At 70.5% G+C, this 16,395-nt stretch carries 18 protein-coding genes; 10 read left to right on the forward strand and 8 right to left on the reverse strand.

Annotated elements, in window-relative coordinates:
- Positions 1–193 precede the first annotated feature (193 nt).
- Positions 194–568, forward strand: coding sequence for a F0F1 ATP synthase subunit epsilon (locus tag AB0959_RS36250; RefSeq protein WP_366831002.1), 375 nt, complete (start codon positions 194–196; stop codon positions 566–568).
- Positions 569–702: 134 nt separating this feature from the next.
- A complete protein-coding gene (locus tag AB0959_RS36255) occupies positions 703–1,158 on the forward strand; it encodes a DUF2550 domain-containing protein (protein WP_366831003.1) in 456 nt (151 codons plus the stop codon).
- 97 nt (positions 1,159–1,255) lie between these two features.
- Here the strand turns inward: AB0959_RS36255 and AB0959_RS36260 are convergent, their stop codons facing one another.
- The 3 genes from AB0959_RS36260 to AB0959_RS36270 all read right to left on the reverse strand — a co-directional run bounded on the left by AB0959_RS36260 (position 1,256) and on the right by AB0959_RS36270 (position 5,061).
- A complete protein-coding gene (locus AB0959_RS36260) occupies positions 1,256–3,082 on the reverse strand; it encodes a glycoside hydrolase family 18 chitinase (RefSeq protein ID WP_366831004.1) in 1,827 nt (608 codons plus the stop codon).
- A 139-nt stretch (positions 3,083–3,221) separates the two neighbouring features.
- Positions 3,222–3,863, reverse strand: a complete 642-nt coding sequence (locus AB0959_RS36265; protein WP_366831005.1) for a response regulator transcription factor — start codon at positions 3,861–3,863, stop codon at positions 3,222–3,224.
- Positions 3,864–3,882: 19 nt separating this feature from the next.
- Positions 3,883–5,061 (reverse strand): histidine kinase, encoded by a 1,179-nt coding sequence (locus AB0959_RS36270; protein ID WP_366831006.1) that lies wholly within the window; start codon positions 5,059–5,061, stop codon positions 3,883–3,885.
- 152 nt (positions 5,062–5,213) lie between these two features.
- Between AB0959_RS36270 and AB0959_RS36275 the strand changes: the two genes are divergently transcribed.
- Both AB0959_RS36275 and AB0959_RS36280 read left to right on the forward strand, forming a co-directional pair.
- Positions 5,214–5,828: a hypothetical protein gene (locus AB0959_RS36275; RefSeq protein ID WP_366831007.1), complete on the forward strand. Its 615-nt coding sequence runs from the start codon at positions 5,214–5,216 to the stop codon at positions 5,826–5,828.
- Complete coding sequence (locus AB0959_RS36280) at positions 5,825–6,028, forward strand: DUF5708 family protein (protein WP_366831008.1); 204 nt, start codon at positions 5,825–5,827, stop codon at positions 6,026–6,028. The genes AB0959_RS36275 and AB0959_RS36280 overlap by 4 nt, the downstream gene beginning before the upstream one ends.
- Before the next feature lie 5 nt (positions 6,029–6,033).
- Here the strand turns inward: AB0959_RS36280 and AB0959_RS36285 are convergent, their stop codons facing one another.
- Genes AB0959_RS36285 through AB0959_RS36295 form a run of 3 tightly spaced genes read right to left on the reverse strand, consistent with a single transcriptional unit; the run spans position 6,034 to position 8,178 of the window.
- Positions 6,034–6,606 (reverse strand): cob(I)yrinic acid a,c-diamide adenosyltransferase, encoded by a 573-nt coding sequence (locus AB0959_RS36285; protein WP_366831009.1) that lies wholly within the window; start codon positions 6,604–6,606, stop codon positions 6,034–6,036.
- Between the two features lie 14 nt (positions 6,607–6,620).
- Positions 6,621–7,370: an ABC transporter permease gene (locus tag AB0959_RS36290; RefSeq protein WP_366831010.1), complete on the reverse strand. Its 750-nt coding sequence runs from the start codon at positions 7,368–7,370 to the stop codon at positions 6,621–6,623.
- Positions 7,371–7,395: 25 nt separating this feature from the next.
- Positions 7,396–8,178, reverse strand: coding sequence for an ATP-binding cassette domain-containing protein (locus tag AB0959_RS36295; RefSeq protein WP_366831011.1), 783 nt, complete (start codon positions 8,176–8,178; stop codon positions 7,396–7,398).
- 89 nt (positions 8,179–8,267) lie between these two features.
- Here AB0959_RS36295 and AB0959_RS36300 point away from each other — a divergent pair, with 89 nt between their 5' ends.
- The 4 genes from AB0959_RS36300 (at position 8,268) to AB0959_RS36315 (ending at position 13,254) form a co-directional block, all read left to right on the forward strand.
- Positions 8,268–8,909, forward strand: coding sequence for a TetR/AcrR family transcriptional regulator (locus AB0959_RS36300; protein WP_366831012.1), 642 nt, complete (start codon positions 8,268–8,270; stop codon positions 8,907–8,909).
- A gap of 139 nt (positions 8,910–9,048) precedes the next feature.
- Positions 9,049–9,897, forward strand: coding sequence for a 3-hydroxyacyl-CoA dehydrogenase family protein (locus AB0959_RS36305; RefSeq protein WP_366831013.1), 849 nt, complete (start codon positions 9,049–9,051; stop codon positions 9,895–9,897).
- A gap of 159 nt (positions 9,898–10,056) precedes the next feature.
- Complete coding sequence (locus AB0959_RS36310; RefSeq protein WP_366831014.1) at positions 10,057–10,380, forward strand: STAS domain-containing protein; 324 nt, start codon at positions 10,057–10,059, stop codon at positions 10,378–10,380.
- A 342-nt stretch (positions 10,381–10,722) separates the two neighbouring features.
- Positions 10,723–13,254 (forward strand): ATP-binding protein, encoded by a 2,532-nt coding sequence (locus AB0959_RS36315; RefSeq protein WP_366831015.1) that lies wholly within the window; start codon positions 10,723–10,725, stop codon positions 13,252–13,254.
- Positions 13,255–13,309: 55 nt separating this feature from the next.
- On the opposite strand, the gene nucS is transcribed toward AB0959_RS36315, so the two are convergent.
- Positions 13,310–13,981 carry an endonuclease NucS gene (gene nucS, locus AB0959_RS36320; RefSeq protein ID WP_366831016.1) on the reverse strand — a complete coding sequence of 224 codons (672 nt, stop codon included), beginning with the start codon at positions 13,979–13,981 and terminating at the stop codon, positions 13,310–13,312.
- Between the two features lie 324 nt (positions 13,982–14,305).
- On the opposite strand from nucS, the gene AB0959_RS36325 reads away from it, so the two are divergent.
- Positions 14,306–14,698 (forward strand): SCO5389 family protein, encoded by a 393-nt coding sequence (locus AB0959_RS36325; protein ID WP_366831017.1) that lies wholly within the window; start codon positions 14,306–14,308, stop codon positions 14,696–14,698.
- Positions 14,699–14,797: 99 nt separating this feature from the next.
- On the opposite strand, the gene AB0959_RS36330 is transcribed toward AB0959_RS36325, so the two are convergent.
- A complete protein-coding gene (locus AB0959_RS36330) occupies positions 14,798–15,826 on the reverse strand; it encodes an LLM class flavin-dependent oxidoreductase (RefSeq protein ID WP_366831018.1) in 1,029 nt (342 codons plus the stop codon).
- Between the two features lie 224 nt (positions 15,827–16,050).
- Here AB0959_RS36330 and AB0959_RS36335 point away from each other — a divergent pair, with 224 nt between their 5' ends.
- Positions 16,051–16,383, forward strand: coding sequence for an ATP/GTP-binding protein (locus AB0959_RS36335; RefSeq protein ID WP_366831019.1), 333 nt, complete (start codon positions 16,051–16,053; stop codon positions 16,381–16,383).
- The last annotated feature ends 12 nt before the right edge of the window (positions 16,384–16,395 follow it).

Below are 16,395 nucleotides of genomic sequence, written 5' to 3' on the forward strand. Positions count from 1 at the left end.
GGGCGGGTGAGCACCTCGCAAGGGGTGCGTCCCGCCCCTCTCTCCACTCCCACGCTGCATCTCCCGGGGGACAACCCCCGGACCCCCGGCCGAGAGGCCGCGGCGGGCCCCGAGACACTTGGTACTCGGAGCCCCACTAGACTTGTTACCCAACACCCGGCAGAACCGCCGGGTGGTGACCCGAGGAGCCACCTTGGCTGCTGAGCTGCACGTCGCGATGGTCGCGGCCGACCGAGAGGTCTGGTCCGGCGAGGCCACCCTGGTCGTCGCGCGCACCACGTCCGGCGACATCGGCGTCATGCCCGGTCACCAGCCGCTGCTCGGTGTGCTGGAGTCGGGCCCGGTGACCATCCGTACGAGTGATGGTGGAACGGTCGTCGCCGCGGTGCACGGCGGTTTCATCTCGTACGCGGACAACAAGCTGTCGCTGCTGGCCGAGATCGCCGAGCTGTCGGACGAGATCGACGTCCAGCGCGCGGAGCGGGAGCTCGAGCGTGCGAAGGCGGAGGGCGACGCCCACGCCGAGCGTCGCGCGGACGTCCGACTGCGTGCGGTGGCGGCGCGCTGACCAAGCCCGCCATGTGATGCTGTACCTCAGCCGCGGCTGGGTCCGGAGAGAACCAATCCGGACCGAGTCGCGGCTGAGGCGAATGTGGGAGTTTTTTCCGTTCCGTTACCTAGGAGACGAGGAGGTCGGTGCCGATGGTCCTCGCTCTGACTGTGTGCGGGCTGGTGGTCGCGCTCGTGGTGGTGGGTCTTTTCGTCTTCGGTGTGAGACGACGGCTGATCCAGCGCTCGGGCGGCACCTTCGACTGCAGCCTGCGGTGGAACACTCCGGAGAAACCCGAGAAGGGCGAGGAGAACGGCAAGGGCTGGGGCTACGGCATCGCCCGCTACAACGGCGACCGCATCGAGTGGTTCCGTGTCTTCTCGTACTCCCCGCGCCCGCGCCGCATTCTGGAGCGCTCGGCGATCGAGGTGGCCGGGCGCCGCACTCCGGAAGGCGAGGAGGAACTCGCCCTGCTGTCCGACGCCGTGATCCTCGCCTGCCTCCACCGGGGGGCCAGGCTCGAGCTGGCGATGAGCGAGGACGCGCTGACCGGTTTCCTCGCGTGGCTTGAGGCAGCCCCGCCCGGACAGAGAGTGAATGTGGCGTAGCCACATTCACTCTCCGGGTGGGGGTCCCCCCGGACGAAGTCTGGGGGAGCGTCAACGTTGCGTGATTCGCGTCAACGTCGCGTGATTTCCGCGGTCACTACTTCAGGCCATTGTTGATGGCGCTCACCAGCTCTCCGTTGCTGGTGTCTCCGCTGAACTCCCAGAAGAACGCCCCGCCCAGGCCCTGGTTCTTGGCCCAGGTCATCTTTCCGGCGATGGTCGACGGGGTGTCGTAGCTCCACCAGTTGCTCCCGCAGTGGGCGTACGCCGTGCCCGCGACGGTGCCGGTGACCGGGCAGGAGTTCTTGAGCACCTTGTAGTCCTCGATGCCCGCCTCGTACGTGCCCGTGGCCGCGCCGGTCGCCGTGCCGCCGGGCGCGGACTGGGTGACGCCGGTCCAGCCGCGGCCGTAGAAGCCGATGCCGAGCAGCAGCTTGGCCGAGGGGACTCCCTTCGACTTCAGCTTGGCGATCGCGTCGGCGGAGTTGAAGCCGGCGGTGGGGATGCCGGAGTACGAGGTGAGCGGTGAGTGCGGGGCGGTCGGGCCCGTGTTCGCCCAGGCGCCGAAGTAGTCGTACGTCATCACGTTGTACCAGTTGACGTAGCTCGACGCGCCGCCGTAGTCGGCCGCGTCGATCTTGCCGCCGGAGGAGCCGTCACCGGTGATCGCGGCGGTGACCAGGTAGTTCGAGCCGAACTCGGTGCGCAGGGCCTGCATGACGTTCTTGAAGGCGGCGGCACCGGAGGTGTCACAGCTCAGACCGCAGGCGTTCGGGTACTCCCAGTCGATGTCGATGCCGTCGAAGACGTCGGCCCAGCGCGGGTCCTCGACGACGGCCTTGCAGGACTTGGCGAACGCTGTCGGGTTCTGCGCGGCCTGGCCGAAGCCGCCCGAGTAGGTCCAGCCGCCGAACGAGTACAGCACCTTGATGTTCGGGTACTTGGCCTTGAGCTGGCGCAGCTGGTTGAAGTTGCCGCGCAGCGGCTGATCCCAGGTGTCGGCGGTGCCGCTGACGGACTGGTCGGCGGTGTAGGCCTTGTCATAGGCGGCGTAGGTGTCGTCGACGGCGCACTGGCCGTTCTTGACGTTGCCGAAGGCGTAGTTGATGTGCGTGATCTTCGAGGCGGAGCCCGAGGTCACCAGGTTCTTCACGTGGTAGTTGCGGCCGTAGACGCCCCACTCGGTGAAGTAGCCGAGGTTGACCTTGGAGCCGGGGGAGGGGTCGGTGTTGCCGCCGCCGGTGGTCCGTACGGAGACGGCGCCGCTCACCGGGCCGGTCTGATCGGCGGTGTCGCGGGCCTGCACGGTGTACGAGTAGTCGGTGCCGGCGGTCAGGCCGGTGTCCGTGTACGAGGTCGTCGTGACGGTCGCGACCTTGGTGCCGCCGCGCAGGACGTCGTAGTTCTTGACGCCCTTGTCGTCGGTGGCGGCCGGCCAGGACAGCTTCACCGAGGTGTTGGTGGCGTCGGAGGCGGTGGGGGTGCCGGGCGCGGAGGGCGCCGCGTCACCGGGGACGGTGCCGCCGCCGTCGCAACTGCCGCCGTTCAGCTTGCAGTTGGCCGGGGAGCCTGAGCCGCTCCCGTTGAACCCGAAGGAGACGGAGGCGCCTGGGGCGAGGGTGCCGTTCCAGGACTTGTTCTTGGCGGTCCAGTGGGTGCCGGAGGAGGTGACGTCGGCGTCCCAGGCCGAGGTCACGGACGTGCCCGAGGGGAAGTCCCACTCGACGGTCCAGGAACTGACCGTGGAGGTGCCGGTGTTCTTGACGGTCCACTTGCCTTCGAAGCCGGTGCCCCAGTCCTGGGTCTTGGTGTAGGTGGCGGTGGTCTCGGTTGCCGCGTGGGCGGGGCCGGCGAGGCCGACCAGGCCCGCGAGGGGGAGCAGCAGGGTGGCGAAGCCGGCCGCGGCTCTGTGCCTGAAGCGCATGCGCGCCTCCTTGTGGGGTGTGGGGTGGGGTTGAGCATGAGCATGAGCATGACGTGGCGCGGTGTGGCGAGAATAGAAAGGTCTGGACCAGCGGTCAAGAGGTCTGGACCAGTGCGTCCGTCATGCGGGCCCGTCCGGGCTACACGCCCAACTCTTGTGCCAGCACGGCCGCTTGGACCCGGCTGCGCAGCTCCAGCTTCCCGAGGAGACGGCTGACATGGGTCTTCACGGTGGCCTCCGCCATCTCCAGCCGCATCGCGATCTCGGCGTTCGACAGCCCCTCCCCGATGCAGGAGAGGACCTCGCGTTCGCGGCGGGTGAGGGAATCCAGGACGGACGGATCGGCCGTGGGCTCCCGTACGGGCTTGGCGGCGAACTCGGCGATCAGGCGGCGGGTCACCGCCGGCGCGATGAGCCCGTCCCCACCCGCGACCGTCCGGACGGCCGTGATCAGGTCCTTCGCGTCCGTGTTCTTGAGCAGGAACCCGGACGCACCGGCCCGCAGCGCCCCGAACACGTACTCGTCGAGGTCGAAGGTGGTCAGCACGAGTACGTCGGCCAGCCCCTCCGCGACGACCTGCCGGGTCGCGGACACCCCGTCGAGGCGCGGCATCTGCACGTCCATCAACACGAGATCCGGCCGGAGTTCACGGGCCAGCGCCACCGCCTGCTCGCCGTCGGCGGCCTCGCCGACCACCTCGACGTCGGGCGCGCTGCGCAGAATGAGGACGAGCCCGGCACGTACGGCGGACTGGTCCTCGGCGACGAGCACGCGGATCATTCGAGGTGTCTCCTTGGGTTCAGTTCGTCATCACGGGGAGAGTGGCGCGCACGGCCCAGATCTTGCCGTCGGGGGAGTCCTCGGGACCCGCCTCGAAGGTGCCGTCCAGCAGCGCGGTCCGCTCCTGCATGCCGACCAGGCCGGCGCCCGATCCGGGGGCGCGGGGTCCGCCGCGGTCACCGAACGGGCTGGTCACGCGCACGGTGAGCGAGCCGTCCTGCTGGGCGAGGGCCACGGTCACGCGGCCGGGGGACGCGTGCTTGAGGGCGTTGGTGAGGGACTCCTGGACGATGCGGTAGGCGGCGAGCTCGACCGGAGTCGGCAGCGTGCCGTGGCCGGCGTCGAGGGTGACGTCGAGGCCGTTGGTGCGGGCGCCCTCGACCAGGGCGTCGAGCCCGTCGAGCGTCGGGGCCGCGACCGGTTCCAGATCTCCGCTGCTGTCGCGCAGGATGCCGATCAGCCGCCGCATCTCGGACAGCCCCTCGACGCTGTTCTCGCGGATGACGGTGAGGGCGTCCCGGGAGGTCTTCGGGTCGTCGAGGGTGAGGGCGGCCGTGGAGTGGATCGCGATCGCGGAGAGGTGGTTGGCGACCATGTCGTGCAGCTCGCGGGCCATCCGGGCCCGCTCGGCACCCACGGCCTGGGCACGGTCCATCTCGGCGAGCAGCGCGGTCTGTTCGGCACGCAGGCGGGCGGTCTCGGCGGCGTCGCGGTGGTTGCGGACCAACCAGCCGGTGGTGGCGGGCGCGAGTGCCACCACGCCGACGGCCACGCCGATCAGGATGGCCTCCGGCTTCTGCCAGACCGCGAGGGGTACCACCGCGCCGAGCACCGTGAGCAGCCCGGAAATCCAGGGGATACGCCGGGCGGAGGCCGGGGTGCCGTACAGGACGGCCGCGTACACGAGGTCGGTGAACAGCACGACCGTGATCACGTTGCCCCGCGTGACGGTGTCGAGGGTCAGCATGAGGACGCCGATCAGCATCCCCGTGCGCGGCAGGGTCCGGCGCAGCAGCTCGCAGGCGGCCGTCACGGTGAGCGGCACCAGCGCGGCCCACTCCGGGGACCAGAGGACGAGCCCGTCGTCCCCCGGCGGGCGGGGGAAGAGGCCGAGGCCCCACAGCAGCAGCCCGCCGAGTAACCCGCCCACAGCGATGCGCACGTCGTCGCTGTGCGGTCGGGGGAGTCGTACGGCCATGACTCCATCCAACACGGCGCGGACGCCCGCCGCGTAATGCCCGGGACGGGTCGTGGACTGCATCTTTCGATGTACCGCGGGTTCGTCACCGACGACGACGAAAGCGGCCGGTCCCGACGGGAGCCTTGAAAGGTGACTGGAGGGAGCGAACCGTGATCGTCGCGCTGATCATCGCCTGCGAGGTGGGCTTCTGGGTGCTGCTGGCCCTGGGCCTCGCCGTCCGCTATCTGCTGAAGTGGCGCCGTACGAGCGTCGTGCTGTTGCTGGGCGAGCCCGTGCTGGAACTGGTCCTGTTCGTCGCGACGGCGATCGACCTGAAGAACGGCGCCGAACCCGGCTGGGAGCACGGTGTGGCGGCGCTCTACATCGGCTACACGGTGGCGTTCGGCCACTACACGATCCGCTGGCTCGACGGCCACGCGGCGCACCGCCTGGGCGGCGGCCCGCCCCCGCGAAAGCCGCCCCGCTACGGCCGCGCCCGCGCCCGCCACGAGGCCAAGCTCTGGCTACGGGCGGTCGTCGCGGGCGCGGTGGCGCTGGTGCTGCTCCAGCTCGCCGTCTGGTATGTCGGCGACTCCGGCGACGTCAGCTCGCTGCGCGCCTTCCAGTGGGTGGCGGTGCGCACGGTCGGTATCTACGGCCTCATCGCCCTGTCGTACACCATCTGGCCGAGGAAGGACCCGGGCGGGCCGGGGAAGCCCGAGAACACCGAGAACCCCGACCTGATCACGTCGGACAAAGAAGCCGAGGAAGGTGCCCGCCGATGAGCAAGGCGCGGAAGAACCTGCTGGAGGGCGTCGGCACCTTGCTCGTGGGCCTGGTGCTGTGGCTGTTCACCGAGGACGTGGAGGTCCCGGTCGTCACTCTCACGAAGGTCGGCGTGGTGATGATGTGCGTCGGGGGCGTGCAGACCGCGACGGGCCTGTACCAGGTGACGCGCACGTCGGCCGGGAGCCGCTCCCGGTGAGCGCCTCAGCGCTCCCCGCCCGGCACCCACAGCACGTCCCCGACCTCCTTGTTCGCCGTCCTGGCCAGGATGAACAGCAGGTCCGACAGACGGTTGAGGTAGGTGGCGGTCAACGGGTTCATGACGTCCCCGTGCACCTCCAGCGCCGCCCACGTGGAGCGCTCGGCGCGTCGTACGACCGTGCACGCCTGGTGCAGCAGGGCCGCCCCGGGGGTGCCGCCGGGGAGGATGAAGGAGCGGAGCTTCTCCAACTGCCCGTTGAACCGGTCGCAGTCCGCCTCCAGCTTGTCGACGTAGAACTGCTCGACACGCAGGGGCGGGAACTCGGGGTTCTCGGCGACGGGCGTGGACAGGTCGGCCCCGACGTCGAAGAGGTCGTTCTGGACGCGGGTGAGGACCGTGACGACCTCCTCGTCCAGGGTGCCGAGGGCGATCGCCGTGCCGATCGCCGCGTTCGCCTCGTTGGCGTCGGCGTAGGCGGCGATGCGGAGGTCGGTCTTGGGCACCCGGCTCATGTCGCCGAGGTTCGTGGTGCCCTGGTCGCCGGTCCTCGTGTAGATGCGCGTCAGATTGACCATGGTGACCAGCCTAATTACGCCCCGGCCGTCCGGAACACCCGTGTGCCCACCGTCACGGCCAGCGCCGCGAGCCCCAGGGCGACCAGCACCCCGTACAGCATGGACGCCGTCGCGTACTCGCCCACGTACGCGTCGCGCATCGCGTCCACCAGATAGCGGAACGGCATGAGGTGCGAGAGCACGTCCAGCCAGCCGGGTCCGAGCGTCATCGGCAGCATCAGGCCGGACAGGAGCATGGACGGCATGGTGAGCGCGTTGATCGTCGGGCCGAACTCCTGGGGTGTGGCGACCTTCATGGCCAGCGCGTACGACAGGGACGCCAGCGAGATCGTCAGGAGCGCCACGAAGGCGAAGCCGATCAGCACACCCGCGAGGGGAGCCCGCAGCCCCATCGCCACGGCGGCGAGGACCAGCAGCACCCCCTGGAAGACGAAGACCGCGGCGTCGCGCAGCACGCGGCCGATGAGCAGGGCCAGCCGGCTCACGGGCGTGACCCGCATCCGCTCGACGACTCCCTGCCCCTTTTCGATGATGATCGTGAAGCCCGCGAACGAGGCGCCGAACAAGCCGAGTTGGAGCAGCAGCCCGGGAACGAGGACCTGCCAGGAACTGCCCTGGGAGCTCAGCGGCAGGTCCGTGAGCAGCGGACCGAAGAACAGCAGGTACAGCAGCGGCATCAGCACGCCGAAGAGCATCGCGAAGCGCGAGCGCAGGGTCTGGCGGAGGTAGCGGCCGAAGACCAGCGCGGTGTCGTGGAGAAGCATCGGGTTCCTGTCCGGTTATGGGTCTCTATACGGCTACGGGGGTGGAGTCGGCCGGTGCCGGGCCGCGTCCGGTGATCGCGAGGAACGTGTCCTGGAGCGTGGCGTCGATCGAGCCGCCGTACTGGAGCTTGAGCGCGCCCGGGGTGCCCTCGGCGACGACCACGCCCTGGTCGACGATCACCAGCCGGTCGGAGAGGGCGTCGGCCTCGTCCAGGTAGTGGGTCGTCAGGAAGACCGTGGTGCCGTGCTCGTCGCGCAGGCGGCGGACGAGGTCCCACAGGTCGGCGCGGCTGCCCGGGTCGAGTCCGGTCGTCGGCTCGTCGAGGAAGAGGACCTGCGGGCGGTGGGTGAGGGCCAGCGCGATGTCGAGGCGGCGGCGCTGACCGCCGGAGAGCGCGGCGCACTTGCGGTCGAGCAGATCGGTGAGGCCGAGGTCGGCGGCCAACTCCGCCGCGCGCTCGGCTGCCTGATCCCTCGTCAGCCAGTAGAGCCGTCCCTGGGTGACCAGCTCCTCCCGCACGGTCACGTTCGGGTCGACGCCGCCGGACTGGGCCACGTAACCGCACGCCCGGCGCACTCCGGCCGGGTCGGTGGCCAGGTCGTGGCCCGCGACGGTGGCGGCGCCGCCGGTGGGGGCGAGCAGGGTCGTGAGCATGCGAAGGGTCGTCGTCTTGCCCGCGCCGTTCGGGCCGAGGAAGCCGAGGATCTCGCCCGGCCGCACGGTGAGGTCGATGCCGCGCACGGCCTCCACGGGGCCGCGCTTCGTCTGGAAGGTGCGGGCCAGTCCGGCCGCACTGATGATTGCCATGCTCACAGAAAAACAGAGTCACTGAAATTTTGCAACGACACCAAAATTTCAGTGAAGCCAAGGATCTTGGACCCACCTAGGATGAGGCCATGGCGGAGGGGCTCAGGGAGCGCAAGAAGCGCGAGACGAAGCAGCGGATCTCGGACATCGCCACCGCGCTGTTCGTCGAGCACGGCTTCGTGACCGTGACGATCGCGGAGGTGGCGGACGCGGCCGATGTCTCGACGAACACCGTGTACAACTACTTCCCCACCAAGGAGGACCTCTTCCTCGACCGCAGCCGGGGGGTCGTCGACCGGCTCGCGCGCTGGGTGCGCGGCCGGGACGTCGGGGAGTCGGCCGTGGCCGCCGTCCTGCGGGAACTGCACGACGAGGTGGAGGCGGTCTCCCCGCGCGTCGGCCTCATCGAGGGCTACGACCGCTTCATGAAGGTCGTCCACGAGGCACCCACCCTGCGCTCCCGGCTGTGGAGCATCCAGCAGGAGGTCCACGACCACCTGGAGAGCGCGCTGCGTGAGGAGACGGGCGTCCCCGCCGACGACCCCATGCCCACCCTCATGGCCGGCCAGATCAACTGGGTCCACCAGACCGTGATGGGCGTCATCGCGCGCGAGATGATCGCCGGGCGCAATCCGGACGAAGTGTCCCGGGAGGTGCTCGTGCTGCTGGATGACATAGAGGGGCTGTTGAGCGAGAAGGTGCTCAACTACGCCGTACGAGGGGCCGAGTGACCCGTGCCGGTGTGATGTCCGTCAGTTGAGACGTGACGCGCGTTACTTACCGGTCACACAGCCCTTCACGGGCGCTAGGGTCCGCCCGAGAGGCATACATAAAAAGCGTGTCAGCCAGGGTCAGCAGGGGAGTCGCACAGTGACACGGAAGCTCGCCGTCATCGGAGCCGGTCTCATGGGGTCCGGCATCGCCCAGGTCTCCGCCCAGGCGGGCTGGGACGTCGTCCTGCGTGACGTGACCGACGAGGCGCTCACCCGTGGCACCGACGGCATCAAGGCGTCGTACGAGAAGTTCGTGGGCAAGGGCAAGTTGGACGCCGCCGACGCCGAGGCCGCCCTGGGCCGCATCACCGCGACCACCGACCTCGACGCCGTCGGCGACGCCGACGTCGTCGTCGAGGCCGTCTTCGAGAAGCTGGAGGTCAAGCACGAGATCTTCCGCGCGCTCGACAAGCTCGTGCGCGACGAGGCCGTGCTCGCCTCCAACACCTCCGCGATCCCCATCACCAAGATCGCGGCCGTGACCGGGCGCCCCGAACGGGTCGTCGGTACGCACTTCTTCTCGCCGGTGCCGATGATGCGGCTCTGCGAACTCGTCCGCGGCTACAAGACCAGCGACGAGACCCTCGCCACCGCGCGGGAGTTCGCCGAGTCCGTCGGCAAGACCTGCATCGTCGTCAACCGCGACGTGGCCGGTTTCGTCACCACCCGGCTCATCTCGGCCCTCGTCGTCGAGGCCGCGAAGCTGTACGAGTCGGGCGTGGCAACCGCCGAGGACATCGACCTCGCCTGCAAGTTGGGCTTCGGTCACGCCATGGGGCCGCTCGCCACGGCCGACCTCACCGGCGTCGACATCCTGCTGCACGCGACCAGCAACATCTACACCGAGTCCCAGGACGAGAAGTTCGCCCCGCCGGAGCTGATGCGCCGGATGGTTGACGCGGGTGACATCGGCCGAAAGAGCGGGCAGGGCTTTTACACGCACTGACGCTCTGCGGGAACCGCATGAGCCTCACGGGTATCACCCGTTGAGGTGAATTCGGTATCGGTTCGCTTACAGACGGCAACCTCTGGGGTTCCCGAACCGTCAGAAGTTGCATCACCAGATAACGACCGGCGTACGAAGACGCACTCTCGGGGAGCGCATATGTACATCAGGGGCGACCACGTCGAGCTGGTCGTCGGGGGCCGCCTCGACGTCCGCAGCGCGGCGGACGCCCGTACGGTCCTGCACACGGCCGTCGACGACGGAGTCGGCGACCTGGTGCTCGACCTGTCAGAGCTGGACTCGTGGGACGCCACCGGACTCGGGGTGATCATGGGGGTCCACCGACGGGCGGGGAGGTGCGGGCGGCGGCTGGTGCTGCGCGAAGTGCCTCCGCAAATGCAACGCCTGCTGGTGGCCACCCGGTTGCACCGGATCCTGGCCATCGAGGGCGGTATCGGAGTGGAGTCGCTGCCCCGCGTGTGACACCGGACCACGGCCGGGGCGAATCGGTACTCCACCGATCAGGACGGCCCGGAAGTGAACGGACGTGCGGGAATGCGCGTACGGGTTCACGTGTGACGCGGTGGACGGGGGACACCCGGCCGTCTTGGGCGAAACGCACCACCCGCACGATCCTCACGGGACTGTGATGTCTCGGACAGCACGGGACCCTGGCATTCCGTGGATACTGTGCAAAGGTTTAGGGTTCGGCTGCCCGCCGCCCTGAAAAACCCTCGACGGGCACCGGACCAGAAGCGACAGCGCGGTGTGCGGCACGTCCGGAGACAGGACCCGGCACACGACGCTTTTGGGGGGCTAGGACCAATGGACCCGATGAACCGGGGACCCGAAGAGCACGGTCATGACGACACAGGACAGGCGCCACGGTCGCGTCCGCCACGTGACTCCCTGACGGCCGATTTCGGCCAGCCCGCTCCGGCACTCGCCCGCACCGTCCAACTCGTCTCGGGCGACTTTCTGCTCACCGTCAATCCCGTCGACGGCAGCGAGATAGAGAACTGCCCGCCGCAGGAGCGCCCCGGTCGGCCCGAGAAGCACCCGGCCGCCGAGCGGGCGGAGACCGACCGCGCCACCCGCCCGCCCGTCCCGCCAGGACCCGCGCAACCCCGGCGGCCGCTCCTGGAGCGCCACGACGAGCGGGAACGGCTCGTACGGCTCCTCGCACGCGGCCGCTCCGTCCGCCTCACCGGTTCCTCCGGCTCGGGCCGCACCGCGCTCCTCGACCTCGTCGCCGAGGACTGCGCGGACCTCGCACCGGACGGTGTCGTACGCCTCTCCGGCTACCGGCGCACGGCAGGCGAGCTGCTCCACGACCTGTGCGCCACCGTCCACAGCACACCGCTGCACCGGCCCGGCCACGACGAGCTGCTGGACCTCGTCCGGGAGATCGGCGCGGTCGTCGTCCTCGACGACATGGAGTTCGGTGGCAACGCGCTCGACGAACTGCTCGACGCGACCCCCGAGTGCGCCTTCCTGTTCGCCGCCACGCCCGATGTCCCCGCGCCGTCCGCCGACTCACCCGTCGAAGAGATGTTCCTCGGCGGCCTCGACCGCGCCGGCGGCCTGGAGCTGCTGGAGCGCGGGGTCGGGCGCGTCCTCACCGAGGACGAGTCGAACTGGGCGGGCGACCTCTGGTTCGAGTCCGAGGGTCTGCCACTGCGGTTCGTGCAGGCCGGGGCGCTGCTCAGGCAGCGGGACCGGATGCGCGGCGACACGGACGCCTTCGACGAGTTCGGGATCTTCCACGACGCGCCCGTGGACGCCCCCTTCGACGCCGGCGACGGCCACGACGTACCGCTGCCGTCCCTCGCCGAGGGTGCCGCGCCCGCCGCGCTGCTCGCGTCCCGGCTGAGCGAGTCGGCGCGCGACACGCTGCGGTTCGCCGTCGCGCTCGGCGGCGAGGTGCCGCACCAGGCCCATCTGCCCGCGCTGGTGGGGGACACCCACGCGGACGCCGCCCTCGCCGAACTGGTGGGCTGCGCCCTGGTGACCCCGGTCGGCGCGCGCTACCGGCTCGCGGCCGGGGTGCAGACCCAGCTGGAGGCCGCCGGGTACGCGGACGACGCCGACGAGAAGGCCGTCAGCGCCGCCCGGCACTACTCCTGGTGGTCCGGCCACCCCTCGGTCACCCCCGAGCGGGTGTCGGCCGAGGCGGACGCCGTGCTCGCCGCGCTGACCGCCGTCGTACCCCTGACGACCCCGCCCGGCGAGGACGAGGAGAGCGTCGCCGTCCAGCTGGCCCGGCAGGCCGCACCCGCGTTCGCCGCGGGGCTGCAGTGGGGCGCCTGGGAACGGGCGCTGCGCTCCGGCGCCGAGGCGGCCCGGCTCGCCGGTGAGGTCGGCGATCAGGCGTACTTCCACCATGAGTTGGGCATCCTCGCGCTCTGCTCCGGACAACTCGACCGGGCCCGTGCCGAGCTGGAGGCCTCCATCGGGCTGCGCGGTGCCCTCGCCGACAAGCGCGGCACGGTCGCGGGCCGGCGCGCGCTGGCGCTGGTCGCCGACCGGTCCGGGGCGACCCCGCCCGGCGGGCGCACGGCGGCGGGGGAGGAGGTGCCGGACGCCCGGCACGAGGAGTCGGCGTCGCCACCCGGTGGCGTACCGTCCGGCTTCGGCGCCGGGACTGGTGCCGGGTCCGGCTCCGGCTCCGGGTTCGGCCCGCCCCGGACGTCGGGCGAAACCTCGACCCTGGTCACGCACCAGGCGGGGACCGGCCCCGCCCACAAGGCCGGCGTCAGGGGCCGCCTGGTCGGCGGTGCCCGGCGCAACGTGGTCGCGGCCGGCGCGGGAGCGCTGCTCGCGGCCGTGCTCGGCACGGTGGTGACCCTGGGCGCGACCTCCGGCAACAACGACGACCCCCCGTCCGAGAAGGTCGGCGTCAACCCGTCGGCCAGCGCCGGCGTCGACGACGGCGGCCTGGACGCGGACCGCGCGAAGAAGGGCTCGGGCGACGCCCCGGGCGACCTGCCCGCGCCCACCGACCCGGGCCCCGACGGGACGTACGGAACGGCGGACGACCCGACACCGACGCCGAGCCGCTCGCCTTCGGACAACCCGAGCGGCACGGACAAGCCGGGCACGCCGACGAAGTCGCCGTCCAAGTCGCCCACGAGGACACCGACCAGGACCCCGTCGCACACGCCGTCCCAGACGCCGCCCTCGCAGACACCGTCCCAGACGCCCTCGCAGACGCCGTCCGAGTCGCCCAGCTCGGAGGACCCGACCCCGCCGCAGACGAGCAACTCGGCCAGCGGCCCCGCGCCCAGCGAGCCCACGGAGACCACCACCTCGGCGGGCGCCCCGGACAGCCGCGTCCCCGGCTCGCCGGTGATCTGAAGAACGACACGAGGGCCGGGTCCGTCATCGGACCCGGCCCTCCGTGTGTCACCGCTCAGAACAACCGCAGCTTGTCGTCCTCGATACCGCGCAGCGCGTCGTAGTCCAGGACCGTGCAGCCGATGCCGCGGTCGGTGGCCAGCACGCGGGCCTGGGGCTTGATCTCCTGGGCCGCGAAGATGCCGCGTACGGGCGCGAGGTGCGGGTCGCGGTTCAACAGCTCCAGGTAGCGCGTGAGCTGCTCCACGCCGTCGATCTCGCCCCGGCGCTTGATCTCCACGGCCACGGTCTGCCCGTCGGCGTCCCGGCACAGGATGTCGACGGGACCGATGGCGGTCATGTACTCGCGGCGGATGAGCGTGTAGCCCTCGCCCAGGGTCTCGATGCGGTCGGCGAGCAGTTCCTGGAGGTGTGCTTCCACGCCGTCCTTGATCAGGCCCGGGTCCACGCCCAGCTCGTGCGAGGAGTCGTGGAGGACCTCCTCCATCGTGATGATGAGCTTCTCGCCCGCCTTGTTGATGACGGTCCAGACGCCCTCGTCGTCCCCGGAACCCTCCTTCAGGGTGCAGGGCGGAGACATCCAGTTGAGCGGTTTGTAGGCCCGGTCGTCCGCGTGGATCGAGACGCTGCCGTCCGCCTTCACGAGGATCAGGCGGGGGGCTGAGGGGAGATGGGCCGTGAGCCGCCCTGCGTAGTCCACGGAGCAGCGGGCAATGACGAGACGCATGGTCGCAAACGCTACTCGACACCCGCCACCGCACGCGATTCGACCACCTCACCACCCCTCCTGAGCGCCCCCGGCCTCGAAGTGCGCCGCCCGCTCCGGGCGTGCGCCACCGGTGGGCATGTGCCGGAGGCAACTCGTGTGCGGCAATGGCTGATTGTGTTCCTAGTGGGAGTGTCCCGTATCCGCATTCTCCTGGTGCGGTCACCGTCCGCTGCTTACCGTATAAACGGGAGGTCGCGGTGCGTGTACGCAGCGTGTTCGATATCGCGAACCCCCACCCTGTCCGTCAACCCCCGCCTCCGCGGGGGTGCGAGAGGAGAACCCATGTCGCTCGACGTCTCACCGGCCCTACTCGAACAGGCCGAGCGAGGCGAGGTCGACGAAGCCGCCTTCGTCGACTGCGTCCGGACCTCCCTGCCCTACGCGTGGGAGATGGTCAGCTCCCTGGTGGCCCAGCTGAAGGTCGACGGCGGTGACTTCGCCGACAACCAGACGCCCCCGCCGGACGAGCAGGCACGTGGCCAGCTGCTGCGTGCGCTCGCGAGTGACGCGATACGCGGCGCGCTGCAGCGACACTTCGGTGTGCGGCTGGCCTTCCAGAACTGCCACCGGGTGGCCGTGTTCCCGCTGGACCCGTCAGTGGACGACACGCTGGCTCGCTTCACCTCGGTGCGCAACCAGCTGCTCAACCAGTCCCCGGAGTTCCGGGACTGCTGAGGCGGCCATGCCGCACTGCTTGCCGCTCCGTACGCGGGAGGTGCATCTATCTGTACCGGGGCGGCAGGCTTCCCGCAGCGCATGGTCGTGGCGTGGCTCTCAGTCGAGGTGGGGGAGCACCTCGGCGCCGAGCCTGCGGACGTTCTCCTCGGTGGCCGCCAGATCGCCCGTGCCCTCGACGAGCAGGGCGAAGCGCGAGATGCCCGTCCGCTCCGAGGTCGCCGCCAGCCGGTCCACGCACAGGCGCGGCGGGCCCACCGGGTGCAGCCCGCAGAGCAGTTCGGTGTACGCCAGGGGGTCGCGCATCGAACGGGCGCGGCCGTCCACCGTCACATGGGCGTCCAGTCCGTGCTTCAGCCAGCCCGGCATGGCCTTCGTGAGTGCCTCGACCGCGTCCGTCCGCCGGTCCGCGATCTGGCAGACACCGGCCGACACATGGCCGGCGACGGCGATCTCGTCCGCCGAACGGCCCGCCGCGCGCGCGTAATTGCGCCACAGTGCGACCATGTCGGCCTTCTCCTCGTCCCCGACGTGCATCCCGAGGAGCATCGGCAGTCCGCGCTCGGCGGCGAGCCGGACGCTCGACGGGGACGTGCAGGCGACGACGACCTCCGGGCCCGGTGCGCCGCTCAGCACCTCCGAGGGCCTCGGGACGACCGGGACCTCACGGAAGGCGAATCGTTCCCCCGACGCCGCCACCGAGGGGTGGCGCAGCCAGCGCACCAGCAGATCGAGTGATTCCGGGAACCCCTTCTCGTACGCCTCGATCCCCGTCCCGAAGACCTCCAGGTCCACCCAGGGCCCGCCGCGTCCCACCCCCAGCGAGAAGCGGCCGCCGGACGTCACGTGCAGCAGCGCGGCCTGCTCGCCGAGGGCGACCGGGTGGACGGTGGGGAGCACGCTGACCGCCGTGCCCACGCGGATGCGCCGCGTGCGCCCCAGCAGCAGGGCGGCGAGGGTGACCGCCGACGGACAGGTCCCGTACGGAACGAAGTGGTGTTCGGCCAGCCAGACCGCGTCGAGGCCTGCCTCCTCGGCCACCTCCGCCGTCCGTACGGCGCGGTGGAGCGCCTCCCCCTGGCCCTGCCCCGGGAACTGGGCCGCCAGTACAAAAGTTCCAACGTGCATGGCATTTCCTGCTTTCTCGGCGCTCCGACCCGGAGCTCCCCCACCCGGCATAACCTCCTGACACGTGCCGAGGACACGGCCTGGCGGCGAGATTTGCCGATTGTCTGCAGAATGCGTCTGGCGGAGGGGGTTCTGCGACGGTTCGTGGAGTACGCGTACCCGTGGTCGGCGCGCGTAGGCTGGATGCGACCCGTCCCCCCTTGTATAGCCCCGTGAGGTGTTCTGTGTCCCCGCGTCGCAACCGACCCAAGGATGCCGGCACGTCCGGCCGGAGCGCCGAAGAGGACCGGAACGGCCGTTACGGCGGCTGGCAGTCCACGGAGAGCTGGCAGGGCGAGCAGTGGAGCGTGCGCCACGTGGCCGGGGCGAGTGCCGAGGGCAAGACGTACCGCTGCCCGGGCTGCGACCAGATGATCTCCTCCGGGGTCCCGCACGTGGTGGCCTGGCCCGAGCACTCCGGTGTCGACGACCGCCGGCACTGGCACAAGGCCTGCTGGAACGCGAAGGACCGCCGCACCACGAGGGTGCAGCGGTCCCGTAACGCGCCACGTTTCTAGGGCCGGCTCACC

The sequence above is a fragment of the Streptomyces sp. NPDC046862 genome, assembly GCF_040704615.1.
Classification (GTDB): domain Bacteria; phylum Actinomycetota; class Actinomycetes; order Streptomycetales; family Streptomycetaceae; genus Streptomyces.